Source organism: Undibacterium sp. JH2W (assembly GCF_049340425.1).
Lineage (GTDB): Bacteria > Pseudomonadota > Gammaproteobacteria > Burkholderiales > Burkholderiaceae_D > Undibacterium.
Genome location: NZ_JBMPOT010000001.1, coordinates 62,554 through 77,675, shown reverse-complemented (window position 1 = coordinate 77,675; position 15,122 = coordinate 62,554). Strand labels below are relative to the sequence as shown.

The 15,122-nt window shown below is 52.2% G+C and carries 13 protein-coding genes; 9 read left to right on the top strand and 4 right to left on the bottom strand.

Annotated elements, in window-relative coordinates:
* Nucleotides 1-159: 159 nt before the first annotated feature.
* The 5 genes from xdhA (at nucleotide 160) to ACO0LC_RS00290 (ending at nucleotide 6,881) form a co-directional block, all read left to right on the top strand.
* Nucleotides 160-1,641: a xanthine dehydrogenase small subunit gene (xdhA, locus tag ACO0LC_RS00310; RefSeq protein ID WP_422999463.1), complete on the top strand. Its 1,482-nt coding sequence runs from the start codon at nucleotides 160-162 to the stop codon at nucleotides 1,639-1,641.
* A 14-nt stretch (nucleotides 1,642-1,655) separates the two neighbouring features.
* Nucleotides 1,656-4,022, top strand: a complete 2,367-nt coding sequence (gene xdhB / locus ACO0LC_RS00305) for a xanthine dehydrogenase molybdopterin binding subunit (protein WP_422999461.1) — start codon at nucleotides 1,656-1,658, stop codon at nucleotides 4,020-4,022.
* Between the two features lie 38 nt (nucleotides 4,023-4,060).
* Nucleotides 4,061-5,194, top strand: coding sequence for a xanthine dehydrogenase accessory protein XdhC (xdhC, locus tag ACO0LC_RS00300; RefSeq protein ID WP_422999459.1), 1,134 nt, complete (start codon nucleotides 4,061-4,063; stop codon nucleotides 5,192-5,194).
* A 126-nt stretch (nucleotides 5,195-5,320) separates the two neighbouring features.
* Nucleotides 5,321-6,649, top strand: coding sequence for a guanine deaminase (guaD, locus tag ACO0LC_RS00295; RefSeq protein ID WP_422999457.1), 1,329 nt, complete (start codon nucleotides 5,321-5,323; stop codon nucleotides 6,647-6,649).
* A 43-nt stretch (nucleotides 6,650-6,692) separates the two neighbouring features.
* On the top strand, nucleotides 6,693-6,881 hold the full coding sequence (locus tag ACO0LC_RS00290) for a 4-oxalocrotonate tautomerase (RefSeq protein WP_422999455.1): 189 nt from the start codon (nucleotides 6,693-6,695) through the stop codon (nucleotides 6,879-6,881).
* A 12-nt stretch (nucleotides 6,882-6,893) separates the two neighbouring features.
* Here the strand turns inward: ACO0LC_RS00290 and ACO0LC_RS00285 are convergent, their stop codons facing one another.
* On the bottom strand, nucleotides 6,894-7,916 hold the full coding sequence (locus ACO0LC_RS00285) for a BMP family ABC transporter substrate-binding protein (RefSeq protein ID WP_422999453.1): 1,023 nt from the start codon (nucleotides 7,914-7,916) through the stop codon (nucleotides 6,894-6,896).
* Between the two features lie 257 nt (nucleotides 7,917-8,173).
* Here ACO0LC_RS00285 and ACO0LC_RS00280 point away from each other — a divergent pair, with 257 nt between their 5' ends.
* Both ACO0LC_RS00280 and ACO0LC_RS00275 read left to right on the top strand, forming a co-directional pair.
* Nucleotides 8,174-8,773, top strand: a complete 600-nt coding sequence (locus ACO0LC_RS00280; protein WP_422999451.1) for a hypothetical protein — start codon at nucleotides 8,174-8,176, stop codon at nucleotides 8,771-8,773.
* Nucleotides 8,773-9,129 carry an immunity 22 family protein gene (locus ACO0LC_RS00275; RefSeq protein ID WP_422999449.1) on the top strand — a complete coding sequence of 119 codons (357 nt, stop codon included), beginning with the start codon at nucleotides 8,773-8,775 and terminating at the stop codon, nucleotides 9,127-9,129. Before ACO0LC_RS00280 ends, ACO0LC_RS00275 begins: the two co-directional genes overlap by 1 nt.
* A gap of 251 nt (nucleotides 9,130-9,380) precedes the next feature.
* Here ACO0LC_RS00275 and ACO0LC_RS00270 read toward each other — a convergent pair whose 3' ends face one another.
* Nucleotides 9,381-10,175, bottom strand: coding sequence for an N-acetylmuramidase domain-containing protein (locus ACO0LC_RS00270; RefSeq protein WP_422999447.1), 795 nt, complete (start codon nucleotides 10,173-10,175; stop codon nucleotides 9,381-9,383).
* A gap of 427 nt (nucleotides 10,176-10,602) precedes the next feature.
* On the opposite strand from ACO0LC_RS00270, the gene ACO0LC_RS00265 reads away from it, so the two are divergent.
* The gene (locus tag ACO0LC_RS00265; protein ID WP_422999445.1) at nucleotides 10,603-11,013 is read left to right on the top strand and encodes a hypothetical protein; all 411 of its coding nucleotides are present in this window, start codon (nucleotides 10,603-10,605) and stop codon (nucleotides 11,011-11,013) included.
* A 170-nt stretch (nucleotides 11,014-11,183) separates the two neighbouring features.
* Here ACO0LC_RS00265 and ACO0LC_RS00260 read toward each other — a convergent pair whose 3' ends face one another.
* Together ACO0LC_RS00260 and ACO0LC_RS00255 are read right to left on the bottom strand one after the other, a co-directional pair.
* Nucleotides 11,184-11,654, bottom strand: coding sequence for a DUF5071 domain-containing protein (locus tag ACO0LC_RS00260; protein ID WP_422999443.1), 471 nt, complete (start codon nucleotides 11,652-11,654; stop codon nucleotides 11,184-11,186).
* Between the two features lie 142 nt (nucleotides 11,655-11,796).
* Entirely contained in the window at nucleotides 11,797-13,461 is a 1,665-nt protein-coding gene (locus ACO0LC_RS00255) for a long-chain fatty acid--CoA ligase (RefSeq protein WP_422999441.1), read from the bottom strand.
* A gap of 195 nt (nucleotides 13,462-13,656) precedes the next feature.
* Here ACO0LC_RS00255 and ACO0LC_RS00250 point away from each other — a divergent pair, with 195 nt between their 5' ends.
* Nucleotides 13,657-15,075 carry a PKD domain-containing protein gene (locus tag ACO0LC_RS00250; RefSeq protein ID WP_422999439.1) on the top strand — a complete coding sequence of 473 codons (1,419 nt, stop codon included), beginning with the start codon at nucleotides 13,657-13,659 and terminating at the stop codon, nucleotides 15,073-15,075.
* Nucleotides 15,076-15,122: the final 47 nt, after the last annotated feature.

Sequence of the window (15,122 nt, the reverse complement as noted above, 5' to 3'; positions counted from 1 at the left end):
CTAATAGCAAATCTCCATGTTCAGGGGCAAACAGGCCCGGTAAAAGCATGGCGGGTGCTCATATTTTTTTCTGCGGATAGTCAACATCATTTTATGCATATAGATGTCAGCGCCACGGATGCTAACCTCGCCCCATAAGAATTTCATACCGGAGCATTCATGTCTGACCCTATTCGTTTCTACTACCAAGGCCACATCCAGCAGGTAAGCAATGCTGCGCCTACGCGTACGCTCTTGCAGCATTTGCGTGAAGACTTGCATTGCACCGGCACCAAGGAAGGTTGTGCCGAGGGCGATTGTGGGGCCTGTACAGTTGTCGTTGGTGAAATGAAACATGGTCAGCTGGAATTGCAGTCGGTGAATTCCTGCATACAATTCCTGCCTACGCTTGATGGCAAGGCCGTGTTTACGGTAGAAGACTTGCAACAAAAGAATGGTGAACTGCATCCTGTGCAACAGGCGCTGGTGGAATGCCATGGTTCGCAATGCGGCTTTTGCACACCAGGGTTTGCCATGTCCCTGTGGAGCCTGTACCTGAAAAAAGAAGGCGACACTGTTCCGCCTTGCCGCAAGGAGATAGACGAAACCCTGTCTGGCAACCTATGCCGTTGCACAGGTTACCGCCCCATCATTGATGCGGCAAAGCGCATGGGTGAATTACCTGCGGCTGAGTTTGACCGTGTGGCTGTCATCAGCGGCCTGCAAGGTCTGCAGCGTGGCGAGATGTTCAGCTATACGGCTGATGGCCAGACTTTCTTTGCACCGCGCACTTTGCAGCAACTGGCTGAGGTGCGTGAAGCCAACCCCAAGGCCACCATACTGGCGGGTTCTACCGATGTCGGTCTGTGGGTGACCAAGCAAATGCGCGACCTCGGCGATATCATTTATGTGCGTGAAGTTGATGAGTTAAAACACATCAAGACTGTGGATAACATGCTGGAGATAGGTGCTGCCGTGTCACTGAATGACGCCTATGGCGCGGTCTGCCAGCATTATCCGGATGAGCTGACCGAGATGTGGCAGCGCTTTGCTTCACAACCGATACGCAATACCGGCACGCTCGGTGGCAGTGTCGCCAATGGTTCACCTATCGGTGATTCTGCACCGTGGATGATCGCCCTTGGCGCTGAGATAGTCTTGCACAGTGTGCGCGGCCAGCGTGGGCTGTTGCTCGAGAGTTTTTACCTCGACTATATGAAGAAGGATATACAGCCCGGCGAATTCGTCGCTGCCGTGCGCATACCTCTGCCCAAAGCCGGACAGCAATTCCGCACCTATAAACTCGCCAAGCGTTATGACCAGGACATCTCTGCCGTCTGCGCCGCTTTTGCAATTAACCTGGATGGTGACATCGTGCGTGATGCGCATATCGCTTTCGGTGGCATGGCCGCCACTTCACGCCGCGCACCACTGGCCGAAGCAGCCTTGAATGGGCAAGCCTGGAATGAAGCGACAGTGAAAAATGCCATGGCCATGCTGGCGCAGGATTACACACCACTGAGCGATATGCGTGCCAGCAATACCTACCGCATGCAGACAGCACAAAATCTCTTGCGCCGTTTCTGGCTGGAGACACGCACCGATGCGCCGCTGAAACTGCAGGCCATCAATGTCTTTGCCCCCGTCACCGTCACAGCTTAAGCTCAGGAGAAAACATGAATACCCAAACTGAAGCTTTCCTGACCGACAAAAACCTTGCCAAAGATAATGCAGACTGGGCCGAGGTGGGCAAATCACATCCGCATGAATCGGCTATCCTGCATGTGCTGGGTGAGGCACGTTATACCGACGATATCCCGGAAGTGCAGGGCACCTTGCATGCGGCACTTGGCTTGTCGTCCAAGGCGCATGCAAATATCGTGTCCATGAATTTTGATGCAGTCAAAAGCGCACGTGGCGTCGTGGCGGTATACACCGCCAAGGATATCCCGGGCACCAATGACTGCGGCCCCATCATCCATGATGACCCTATCCTGTCAGAAGGCCTGGTTGAATATGTGGGCCAGCCCATCTTCATCGTCGTCGCCGACACGCATGACAATGCGCGCCGTGCCGTGCGCAAGGCTGAGATAGTCTATGAAGAATTACCGGCGATACTGACACCGCAAGAAGCAAAAAAAGCCCAGTCCTTCGTCCTGCCACCTATGCGTTTGCAGCGTGGTGATGCGCAGGCTGCGTTCGAGCGTTCACCGCGCCGCGTCAAGGGTGAATTGTATGTAGGTGGGCAAGAACAGTTCTACCTCGAAGGCCAGATTTCTTACGCGATACCTAAAGAAGATCGTGGCATGCTGGTCTTGTGCTCTACCCAGCACCCCAGCGAAATGCAGCATGTGGTTGCCCACGCGCTTGGCGTACACAGTCACAACATCGTGGTTGAGTGCCGCCGCATGGGAGGTGGTTTTGGTGGCAAGGAGTCACAATCGGCATTGTGGGCAGCAGCGGCAGCGATCTCTGCGGTGCATCTGAAACGACCTGTCAAGCTGCGTGCCGACCGTGATGACGACATGATGGTGACAGGCAAACGTCATTGCTTCCATTACGATTATGAAGTCGGTTATGACGACGAAGGCCGCATCATTGCCGCCAGGGTAGAGATGGTCTCGCGTGCCGGTTTTTCTGCCGATCTGTCAGCGCCAGTCGCAACCCGCGCAGTCTGCCATTTCGATAATACCTACTACCTTGGTGATGTCGATATCCGCGCCATGTGCGGCAAGACCAATACCCAGTCGAATACCGCCTTCCGTGGTTTTGGTGGCCCGCAAGGGGCGATTGCGATTGAGTACATCGTCGACAATATCGCCCGCGAGCTGAACAAGGATGCGCTTGAAATACGCAAGATCAATTTCTATGGCCGCAATGACGCAGAGGGTCGTAACGTTACACAGTACGGCCAGAAGGTGGTCGATAACGTCATTCATGAACTGGTGGCAGAACTCGAAACCAGCAGTGAATACCAACAGCGCCGTGCTGACATCAAGGCTTTCAATGCCAGCAGCCTCGTTCTCAAAAAAGGCCTGGCGCTGACGCCGGTTAAATTTGGTATCGCCTTTAACGTCACTCATCTGAACCAGGCTGGTGCTTTGGTACACATCTATACCGATGGCTCGGTGCTCGTCAACCATGGCGGTTGTGAAATGGGGCAGGGCGTGAATACCAAGGTCTGCCAGGTAGTCGCCCATGAACTGGGCCTGAACCTGGACAAGGTGCGTGCTACCGCCACTGACACCAGCAAGGTTGCGAATACCTCGGCCACGGCTGCTTCGACTGGAGCTGACCTGAACGGCAAGGCCGCGCAAAACGCCGCGCATACCCTGCGCCAGCGCCTGGCTGAATTTGCAGTAAAGACTTATGGTGGTGAACTGGCAGACATACGCTTTGCGGCGGGCCTAGTCAGTGTCAATGGCCTCGATATCCCGTTTGAAGCCCTGGTACAAAAAGCTTATCTGGCGCGGGTGCAATTGTGGTCTGATGGTTTTTATGCGACACCGGGTTTGCACTGGGACCCCAAGACCATGAGCGGTAATCCTTTCTCTTACTATGCCTATGGTGCCTCGGTATCTGAAGTCATCGTCGATACCCTGACCGGTGAATGGAAACTCCTGCGTGCCGATGCTCTTTACGATGCCGGTAACTCACTGAACCCCGCCATCGATATCGGCCAGGTAGAAGGTGCTTTCATACAGGGCATGGGCTGGCTGACCACAGAAGAATTATGGTGGAACAAGAGTGGCAAGCTGATGACGCATGCACCTTCGACTTACAAGATACCGGCAATTTCTGATTGCCCTGAAGACTTCCGCGTCAGCCTGTTCAAGAACCGCAATGTGCAAGACAGCATACACAGGTCTAAGGCCGTCGGTGAGCCACCGCTGCTGTTGCCGTTTTCTGTTTTCTTCGCGATACGTGATGCGATTGCCAGCGTGGCAGATTACCGCTATAACCCGCCGCTGAATGCACCGGCAACCAGTGAAGCGATTTTGTCGGCCATCAATGGCGTAGAGGCCATGGCTGCGGCCAGCTAAGATAAAGTCAGACATAAAGTCAGACAAGCGAGTTCATCATGAAGCTTTGGTTAAATGCAATTGCCACACAAGCCGCACCCAAGATACTGGTGACGGTTGCTACGGTATTGGGTTCCGGCCCGCGTGAACCGGGTGCGAAGATGCTGGTCACCGCAGATGAATTATTCGACACCATAGGTGGCGGCCATCTGGAAATGAAGGCAACAGAAATCGCCCGCAGCATGCTGGCCATGCCGGAAAGCCAGCTTGCCGCCCAGCGCCGCTTTGAACGCTTCCCCCTAGGTCCCAGCCTGGGTCAATGCTGTGGTGGTGTCGTGCACCTGGCTTTTGAACGCGTACAGGCTGACAGCCTGGCTTATCTGAATTGCCTGAACCAGCGCTGGCGTCTGGGGCAGGACAGCTGGCGTTTGCTGGCGCTGGACAGTGCGCAAGAGCCAAGCCTGTGCGATGCCAATGGTACCCACCTGACAGGCCCGGCCTGGCCCACGGGTTTGCCGGTGCAAATGGATACCAGCAATCCCTGTCAGGTCTTGACTGATGCAGCAGGCCAGCGCTGGCTGCTGGATTCCTGCCTCGCTTACCGTGCCCACCTGATGTTGTTTGGCGCAGGCCATGTCGGTGCTGCTATAGTGCGTGCCATGGCTGATTTGCCTTGCCGTATCACCTGGGTCGATGAACGCGAAGACATGTTCCCTACCAGGCTGGCAGCCAATGTCACGGTAGAAGCGACGGATACACCAGAGGCCCTGATCGCCAAAGCAGCTCCGGGCACATCCTTTCTGGTGCTCACACATAGTCATGCACTGGATCAAAAACTGTCTGAACATATCCTGCGCCTGCCGGATGTGGGCTGGTTTGGCCTCATAGGCTCACAAACCAAGCGCGTACAGTTTGAACGCCGCCTGCGGGAACGTGGCATACCGGCTACCCGCCTCAATGACATGGTCTGCCCTATAGGCCTGCCCGGCATACACGGCAAGCAACCGGCAGTCATAGCCGCCTCAGTAGTCGCCCAGCTCTTGCAGGTCTGGGAAGAGCAGGACATCCAGCAACAAAAAGAATTGAACCGCGTACTGGCACGCATAGGTACACAGGCAGGGCAGCATGTTTCTGCTGCCGCACAGACAGAAAAAATGGTCCCAGATGAACGACACTTGCTGGCTAAGCGTTAAACTCTCGCTGTTAGCGCTTAGCACCCACCAGATCAATGCGAATGTGATGCCAGACCGGCAGACTTGATGAACAAGTCGTGGTCTGGCTTGATTGCGCCTGCAAGACAAGAATTCAGAAAGACCACGATGAGCAATATTTCAAATAAAAACACGCTGCAAGCTTACCGCGCCAGTGTGCTGCATTTCCAGCAAGACCCTGCCTTTCATGAACAGGCTTATGCCTGGCATGAAGATGGCCTGTTGATCGTTGAAGACGGCAAGATCGTTGCCGCCGGCGAATATGCGCAATTGCATACCAGCCTGCCTGAAGGGACAGAGGTCATCGATTACCGCGGCAAACTCATAGTGCCGGGTTTTATCGATACCCACATCCATTACCCCCAGACTGACATGATCGCCTCGCCAGCGCCCGGTTTGCTGCCCTGGCTGGAGACTTATACCTTCCCGACTGAGCGCCAGTTTGCAGACATCAACCACAGCGCCCAGGTCGCGCATTTTTTCATTGATGAATTGCTGCGCTCAGGCACGACGACAGCCATGGTGTATTGCACCGTCCATCCAGAATCCGTCGAAGCCTTTTTCACTGAGAGTGAAGCACGCAATTTGCGCATGGTGGCGGGCAAGGTCTTGATGGACAGGAATTGTCCTGAGTTTTTACGTGACACTGCCGAAGGTGGCATACGCGACAGCGAAACCCTGATCAAGAAATGGCATAAGCGAGGCCGCCAGTTATATGCGATCACCCCGCGCTTTGCACCTACATCCAGCGACGCACAAATGCAGCTGGCGGGCGAGTTGGCACAGGCTTATCCCGATACCTTCCTGCAGACTCATGTCGCAGAAAATACCGATGAAGTGGCCTGGGTCAAAGCACTGTATCCAAAAGCACGCAGTTATCTCGATGTGTATGACCAGTACGGCATGCTGCGCCCGCGTGCCATGTACGGTCATTGCATCTGGCTCGACGATGCCGACCGTGCGCGCATGGCAGAAACGCAATCGGCAGTGGCGATGTGCCCGACATCCAATCTCTTCCTTGGCAGCGGCCTGTTCAATTTTGAACGTGCCGATGCCCAACAAGTCAGCCTGTCACTGGCAACCGATGTCGGTGGCGGCACTTCATTCTCGATGTTGCGCACCATGAATGAAGCCTATAAAATGGCCCGCCTTGGCGGTACTTACCTGCCAGCCTTGCGCATGTTTTACCTGGCAACCCTGGGCGGCGCACGCAGCATGCAGCTAGAAGGCACGATAGGTAATTTCGTCAAGGATGCAGAAGCCGATTTCATCGTGCTTGACCCGCAGGCCACGCCTTTGCTGGCTCGTCGTACCGGGCATACAGAGAATCTTGATGAATTGCTGTTTGCGCTGGCAATGCTGGGGGACGACAGAACGGTAGCCGCAACTTATGCAGCAGGTAAGCTGGTGCATCAGCGACAAGCCGTGCATAACTGATTTATGATGGTGGGTATTGTTCAATACCTTTCAAGGAAAAGCCATGCCCACCATCAATGTACAAATGTTTGAAGGCCGCACGCTGGAACAAAAGCGTGCCTTCGTCAAAGCTGTTACCGAAGCCAGCGCCCAGACCCTGGGTTGTTCTCTCGACGCTGTGGATATCATCATCCAGGAAGTGAAACGTGAAGACTGGGCTTCTGGCGGGACTTTGTGGTCAGACAAAAAGTAAGACTGAATACGCCTATTCCACTTTCAACTTGCCCTTGATAATCGCCTGACTGGCTTCACGCAGTTTTTGCAGCACAGCCCGCTGGCGTAGGATATCGCAATCGGAATATGCTGCATCCGTGCTGATGCCGGTCAGCGATACTGCGCCTTCTTTCAAACCATATTCTATCCTGGTTGCAGTTGATCCACCCAGGATGGCAGCGACCGCCAGGCTGATGGCAGTATCACCATGCACCTGCATATTATCGATAACCTTGCCCGCAGTCCTGGGGCACTGGTTGACATAACTGCCTATGGCCCGCGCCTTGTTGTTGCCAGCAAGCGCTTTGAATACGCCATTATTGCTGCTGCCAGCGGCCGCATAAATCATATCCACACCATCGGCTAGCATGTTCTTCGCCAGCGCCTCGGCACGTGCTGTGTCATTGAAGGGCTGGCTGCCTTCTATCCAGACGATATGGCTCAAGTCCGCATCCGGCCTGACTGACTTTGCACCGGCGATAAAGGCATCGACAGGCTTTTGTTTTAGCGGTGACTTCACTGCACCGATGACACCTATCTTGCCATTGGCCGACACCAGCGCCGCCTCCATGCCCGCCAGGTAGCTGGCTTCGCTTTCGCGAAAGCTGATACAGAGCAGGTTAGGTGGTGGATTGCTGATGCATTGTTCCAGCATCACGAAGCGCACATGCGGCGCAGTGTGCGGCACAGTATCCAGCAATTCCCTGAATTCATACCCTATCATGACAATGATATTCGCCCCCAGCCTGATGGCGTTTTCCAGCTGTTTTTGCCTGCCCGCACGGTCAGCCTGGCTGGCCAGGGTAGTGGCCTGCATCTGGTACATCTGCGCCGCCTGTTTGATGCCGTCGCTGCCTTGTTGTAGATAGGGATCGTCGTTATCGGGGACCGGGCGTATGTAGAAGATTTTTTGTGGTTCCGCGGCAAATGCCAGCCTGGCTGTGTAGCCAGTGCTTGCAGCGATGAACAGCAAAATTGTGCAGATGAATTTATACTTGCCTATACAGACTCGCATGGTCGTCCTCCAGATATTTTTACTGCTGGCTTCGGGGTCAGCATGAGGTTTTATCTTGGAGGAAAAAGATGGGCGGTGAGAGTGTTATGCGCAATAATGAATATGGATTTTTGGGGATAGATGAGAATAGGGCTTGTGTTAAGTGTGAGGTTTCTTTATTAAGATAATCACCCCGCCAGGATTTATATGCACTCAAGTGTGAAAGGGATCGACTGGGAAAAAATTTCATAAATAAAACTTGTTTAGGTAATGAGAAAATGAAAAAAATAAAGAGACTTTCTTTACTGTTGACGTCTATGTATGACGGCTATGGGACATCGGATGCAGTGGGGATTTCCTATTTCAGAAAATATTCTAATGAATTGGAAAAGTTTGATTTTGGAATAATTTTACAGCATCAAATGAACCTGAATTGGCATCATCAATATGTGCTGGATTTCATTTTGAGCACACCATTTTTATGGGAAAGTTTGCAAAATGATTTTTGGGTGGGAATGTTAGTCCGCCCAAATATTCGCCCAGAGCTTTCAGGATTGATAGACCAGGTGAGTTATTTTGTCGACATTGAATTCTTGTCGAGATACTTGGGCATAGACGCACTTGCTTATGTTATCGAATCAAGCTTAGTAGGCGAAGCTGATAAACGTAATATTTTTGATTACTTCAAAAAAACGCCATATGGCTTAGTGCCTTCAGCGCTGGATGTGGAAGATCTAGACGGCATTTATTTCGCAGATAAAGGCCTGCTGCAGAACTTGCAGAAAAATCTTTGCAGCAATTTTGGTTTTGATATGGTTCGCTTCAATGAAAATAATGTCCATGAATACATGCAAAATTTATCGGAAAGGACAGTTTGATGAGCAAAAATGAAAAGGATGGGGTGGTTTCCATCTGGGTTGGGTTAGAACATCAGCGCAGCGATATCGATTTGCTTAAAGACCTTTGTGGCGTGGATTTCTATGATCTTGATTTTCAGGAGTGTATCCCGGCCCTGAATGGGAAAACGAATGCAATTGGAAACTTAGTTAATCAACTTTCATACAATGAATCTTTTGGCAGTAATGCTTGTTCATCAGCTCAAGCCATTGGTATCAATGAAGTAGCCTGGGTAGTGATGCAATTGAATTTTTCTTTTGATGAAAGCCAAACAAAAAAGAAGATGTCAGACAAAGTCAGATTCTTAGGCGTGTTTGACTACGACGATGATGACTAGGGCAGGAGTTACACAAAAAAATTGGGGTTGGATCTTGCATTACGACAATTCCATGTTAAAGAAATGTGTGAAATAAGACTGGCCCCCAGCTTTGTGAACAGGTTCTAAGAACGAACACGCTGCTGAGTTATATCCCCGGCTGCATAAAAAACGGCACCAGTGATGGCGCCGCCTGAATGCTGCTTTTTTGCTAGCCAGGCTTGCCAGTTTTTTCTCACCTACAAGTGCTGGTCAGTCTTTGGGCAAATCCCTCAGCTCAGATTGGCCGCTGTCATCAGGGTTGTGTAAGTGGCATTGTCTAGCGTGCCGCTGGCAGTCAGCCCTTTGCTGTGCTGGAATTCGGCAAGGGCGGCGCTGGTCATGCGGCCCATCCAGCCGTCCACGCCATGCGGGTCAAATTTGCCATTTGTCAGGCTTAAATAAGTCAGTGCCAACTGGGCAGCACGGATGCGCAAGTCGGGCAGGGGGCCTTTCTTGAATAGCTCGTCGTGTTGCGCCAGCTTGGTGTCATAATGGTTGATGGCATAGTTGCTGCCATTGTATTTGCGGGCAAAGTTAGACCAGTTACGTGCTTTCAGGTCATTGGCCAGACCGAAGTGCTGGATAAACTTCGCCATGGCCAGCATTTGCTTGCTTTCAGACTCCTGCATGTCACTGACAAATTGTTGCAGGCTGGGGTATTTCAGATCTTTCCAGTGCTCGCCCAGCACTTGCCCCAGGCCCCATGAAGTTGCTGCCAGTGCCGCGTCCGGGTTGAGCGCCAGCGCTGTATTCAGCCGGGCATATTGATGCTCACCCGAGGCACCATAGCCACCGGCTTCTTTGTTGCTGATGTCAGGGTGGCTGTTGTCATAAATGTGGCCAGTCTTATTGCTGAACAAATGGCGTTCAAACAGGATGGCTGGTTTCTTTGTGGCCCAAAACCCCTGGCCTGAAGTCTCCACCGCGATCACCGACCAGAGCGACGCGCCATCACAGCCGAGATTGCCGATAATCTCATCGAGCGCATTTTGTTGTAGTGGTAAAGCCTTGCCTGCAAAATTCATGATGGTCCCCGTTGTGAGAAAAAACTGCTGGTCAATGTGAAAAAACGCCCTGGCTTGTCGCCATGAAAATTAGTTAACATTTTCTTAATGTAGACTTTTTTTATGAAAAAACAATGACATTTGCTTTAATATTTTTTTGCATCCCACAGTCACTTTACCCGGCAATGCCAAAGAAACGGGCCTGGCGGCCTGGTGAGCATGTACCAAAGAACTTGGTTAAAGTACAATGGAAAGGAAATAGAAAAGAAATAGAAAAGAAATAGAAAAGAAATAGAAAAGAAATAGAAAAGAAATAGAAAAATCAGGTGGAACAAGCCACACTGTCACCGCTTTGGCGTGATTTGCCTCGTCGAATCAGTTGCCACATTGTCACCTCGTTCTTGCCATATTTTCGCCAGCTTGTCGTCACACTTACCGGAGTCTTCAATTGTCCAAAGTAGTCAAAGTCATCGGCGTCATCGCCATCCTCATTTTCGTGCCCAAAGTCGTTCAGAAAGTCATGTTCAGGGAAAACGTCGACCAGCTCATGGCTGCCGCCACCGCCAAGGCCAACCAGGATCTGCCCAAGAAAATCGACAATGTCACTACTGCCACCAAGGTCGAGTATGACGCCGGCAGTAAAATCTATCGCATCAATTACACTATGGACCGCGGCTTTAGCATTGACCCAGGCAAAGTTGACTTCTTCAAATCCACCGCCATCAGCCAAATCTGCGGCGGCTCCATGAAAATCATTTTGGAAAAAAAGGTCACCATTGAATACCTGTACACCTACAACCCCGACGGCGGCGCTGACCAAACCATGCGTATTGCAGTGCCACCGAATAGTTGTGCCTGAGCCAGACAGTTGATGCAGAGTTAGCGACCAATAAAAGCGCGGGAAAATGTAAGCGCTCTTGGTTTTAGGTTTTTCGAGAGAGCGAAGAGAGCGGGGTCAGGTCCAACATTCATACATTTTCAACTAGACGGGCGATTACGCGATTGCTAATCGCCCCTACCCTCCACTGGCTATTCAGGCGAGTTCCTGGTTTTAAGTGCTTTAAGTTCAAGCAGAAATTCTTCATACGCGCGTATCTTGTTGTCGAGCATCCAGTCCATGGTTTTTTGTTCCCATATTCCGGCAGATGCTCCAATACGGGTCGCGACGATATCATTTTCAGCCATGGTTGCTAATTGATGGAGTTCAGGTTTCAGTGCATGGATGTGTTCTGGACTCAGCCTTTCCACGACATATTGCAGGACCCAATATATCCACATGTCATCGTTAGAGCGCAGTATTTTCTTGATATGCGGGATGAGTGGATCTCCGACTGTGATGAGAAAGTCAGCAATCGGCATGGCGATGGGATAATTTATATCTTGTAGCCACATAAACAGGACTTCGAGCATGGGTTCTGCTGCTTTTGGACCAGCTGCAATGACGGCTAGTACTCTTTCATGGTCGTGACTGCTTCTCGGGTACAAATCGCTGATAGACATGCTGCAAGCCTTTTTGAAGAATCTTTGGATGGATCGATCGAAGCTTCGCATATTTCCTGGCTTAGGGCAAAGCCTTAGCACTGGGTATCGAAGCTCATGAACAAGCCTAAGGCAGCAGTAAATCCATCCAGTTGCAGGATTTTTATTTAACCTTCGCCGCCTCTTGCTCCTGCAGCGTGCGCCACATGACTTTACCTGTTCCTGACTTGGGCAGGCTGTCGACAAATTCGATGAACTTTGGCACCTTGTAGGCAGCCATTGTGTCGTGGGCCCAGCTCATGATGTCTTCGGCCGTTACTTCACTGCCAGGTTTTTTGACGATGACGGCTTTGACGGTTTCGCCGCGGTAGGCGTCGTGGGCGGCGATGATGCAGCATTCTTGGATGGCGGGGTGCTGGTACATCATGGATTCGACTTCGGCGGGCCAGACTTTAAAACCGCTGGCGTTGATCATGCGTTTCAGTCTATCGGTGAAGAAGAAAAAGCCTTCGGCATCCATATAGCCGAGGTCGCCGGAGCGGAAGAATTTTTTACCGTCGAGTTCGGCGAAAGAGTCGGCGGTTTTTTGCGGGTCATTCCAGTAACCCTGGAAGACTTGCGGGCCATGTATCCATATTTCACCAGTTTCGCCCTGTTTGACTTCTTGCAGGGTAGTCGGATCAACGATGCGCGAGTCGACGTTGAAATAAGGCACGCCCAGGCATTGCTGTTTCATGCGTTGAGGCGGGTTGACGTGCGAGGCAGCCATGGTTTCTGACAAACCATAGCCTTCCATATAGACCTGGCCAGACAAGTCCAGCAACTTTTGGGCAATCGCGGCGGGCATGGCTGCGCCGCCGCCGGAGACCCGGATCAGTCGGGAGATATCGTATTCAGCCAGGCGTGGGTTGGACAGGAAATCTATCATCATCGATGGCACCAGGGTCCAGTTGCTGACCGCATAGCGGGTGATAAGCTGCCCGGCGGCATCCCTGTCCCAGCGCGGCAGGATGACCAGGGTGCCGCCACAGTAAATCATGCTGTTCATGACCGACTGCATGCCGGTGACATGAAAGAAGGGTAACACTGCCAGGGACACATGATTGGCGACTATGCTGCCCGACCAGGTGGGGCTGGCGACGGAATTGAAAATGACGGAGCGGTGGGTGTGTATGCAACCCTTGGGTTTGCCGGTGGTGCCTGAGGTATAGGGCATGCAGGCCAGGTCTTCTGGCCCGGCCAGGTGGGCTTGCGGCTGGTATCCGGCGCTTACGGCGGTCTGCCAGCTATGGACGCCAACCTGCTCCGGCACCTGACGTTCAGCTTTGACAAAATCCGGGATGCTCAGGCTGGTGGCTGTTGTCAGATGGTCAGAGTAAGTGGCTACTATCGCATTTTGCAGGATGCTCTGGCCTACCAGGGGTTGCAGACGTGAGAATATTTCTTGCGAGACCAGTGCGGTTTTGGCGCCACTGTCGGCGATGTAATGGCTTAGCTCATCCGTCATCAGCATGGGGTTGACGGGGACGACCATGGCATCGGCGCGCAGGATGGCGTAAAAGCCTATGATGAATTGCGGGCAGTTTTGCATGTTCAGCAAAACCCGGTCGCCTCTTTTTACGCCACAGACTTGTTGTAGATAGCCTGCCAGCGCCAGCACTTCTGCATGCAACTGGCTGTAGCTGATGATGCTGTCATAGAAAATGATGGCTGCCTTGTCGGGGTAGCGCAGGGCGGATACTTGCAAATTGGTGTAGACGCTGGCTTGCGGCACCAGTAATTCATGGGGCAAGCCTTGCGGCCAGTGGGCGTAGTGCAAAGTGTTCATAGGCTGTCTCCGGTTTTTGTCGGTTTTTTATTAGAGTGCCATACCTAATTCATTTTTGCACGGTCGTTCTAAAAAAAATCATGTTTATCGGAAACTTGAAACATTTTGTCAACACTTAGCTTAAAGGTATTGCAATTGCTGGCATGAAGCTACAATGTTAAGCATTCCTCTATTTTGCAAGCTATCGGAGTCAGCGTGTATCAGCAAATCAAATCAGCCCTAGTCGTTTTGTCCAGCCTGGCATTGGTGGCTTGCGGTGGCGGTAGCAGTTCAAGTGGCAGCTCGGGCAGCAGCGGCAGCACTAACAATGGTTCTGGCGCTACACCCATGACCATAGCCGTGCCTGATGCCCTGACCGTGGTTACTGGTGCGCCTTTGAACTTTACCGGGCAAGTCAGCAGTAGCGCCGGGGTTATCACCAATATGTATTGGCAGGTAGAGAATTTGACGCTGTCAGCCAATGCGCTGGCTTCGGTCAGCAATGCTGATTGCAAGAGCATACAAAAAAGCACGGCTGGTACAGATGCCACCTGCGTCTTGCAAGTGGCTCCTCCTACCTTGCTGACAGCCGATTACACCTATAAGCTGACCCTGAATGCGGTCGATGCCAAAGGCAATACCATCAAGGCCTCAACGACTTTGCTGGTGAAGCAGGAAGCCTCGACCACGGCCAACCCGGTTGCCAAGGCAGGTAGCGCTCTGACTGCCACGACAGGTGACAAAGTCACGCTGACCTGTGCGGGCAGTGGTGGTACACCAGCGACGACGGGCGAGCCTTATTCCTACCAATGGGTCATCAGCGATGCTGTCGGCACGACCATCAATCTGGCAACTACGGATACTGCAACGACGACTTTCGTCGCGCCTATCGTCGCAGTGACGTCTACCCTGAAGTTTCAATGCCGGGTCACGGATGACAAGCAAAAAGTCGGTACCGCCACCCAGAACGTGACGGTCACGCCCATCATCAAGCCTACAGTAGTCCCTATTTCGTATAGCGGCGGCGTGGTCAGTGCCGGTGCCACTATTACCCTGGATGGCAGCAAGTCGGTCAAATATGATGCGAATGGCAAGGTCGATACCAGTACGCCCATCTTTTATTTCTGGAAACAAAAATCCGGCCCTGTGGTAGAAGTATTTAATTCTTTCTCCAGTGTCGCCAGCACGGCCCTGCCCAAGTTCATCGATAGCAGGACGGCATTTGTATTCACCCTCAATGTCTCTAACTCGGCAATTACACCAGGTGGTTTTTCACTGGATCCGATTACGCAAATGGATGTGGTCTTCTATGTTGATCCTTTGCCACCGATCTCATTGATTTCGTATACACCAACACAGATAGTCGCTTCGGGCGGTGTCGCTACCCTGAAGGTGGATGCGCCTTCGAATACGGGTTCGAATATCATCTACTACCGCTGGTCGCAAGTGGCTGGCCCTACGGTATTCATTGCCGGTGCGACTACAGGCAATGCCGGCTTTGTGGCACCGACAGTCACCAGCGATACCCTGATGGTATTCCGCGCCAGTGGCAGCTATCAACCTATTACCGTTGCCAATCCGGCGGCGGCATCGATCGATGTCATCGTGCTGGTGCAGGCACCGCCTAAACAATAAGCCGATAAGTCGATTTCCCTAAAAAAAAGCCCCGCCCATGATGAACG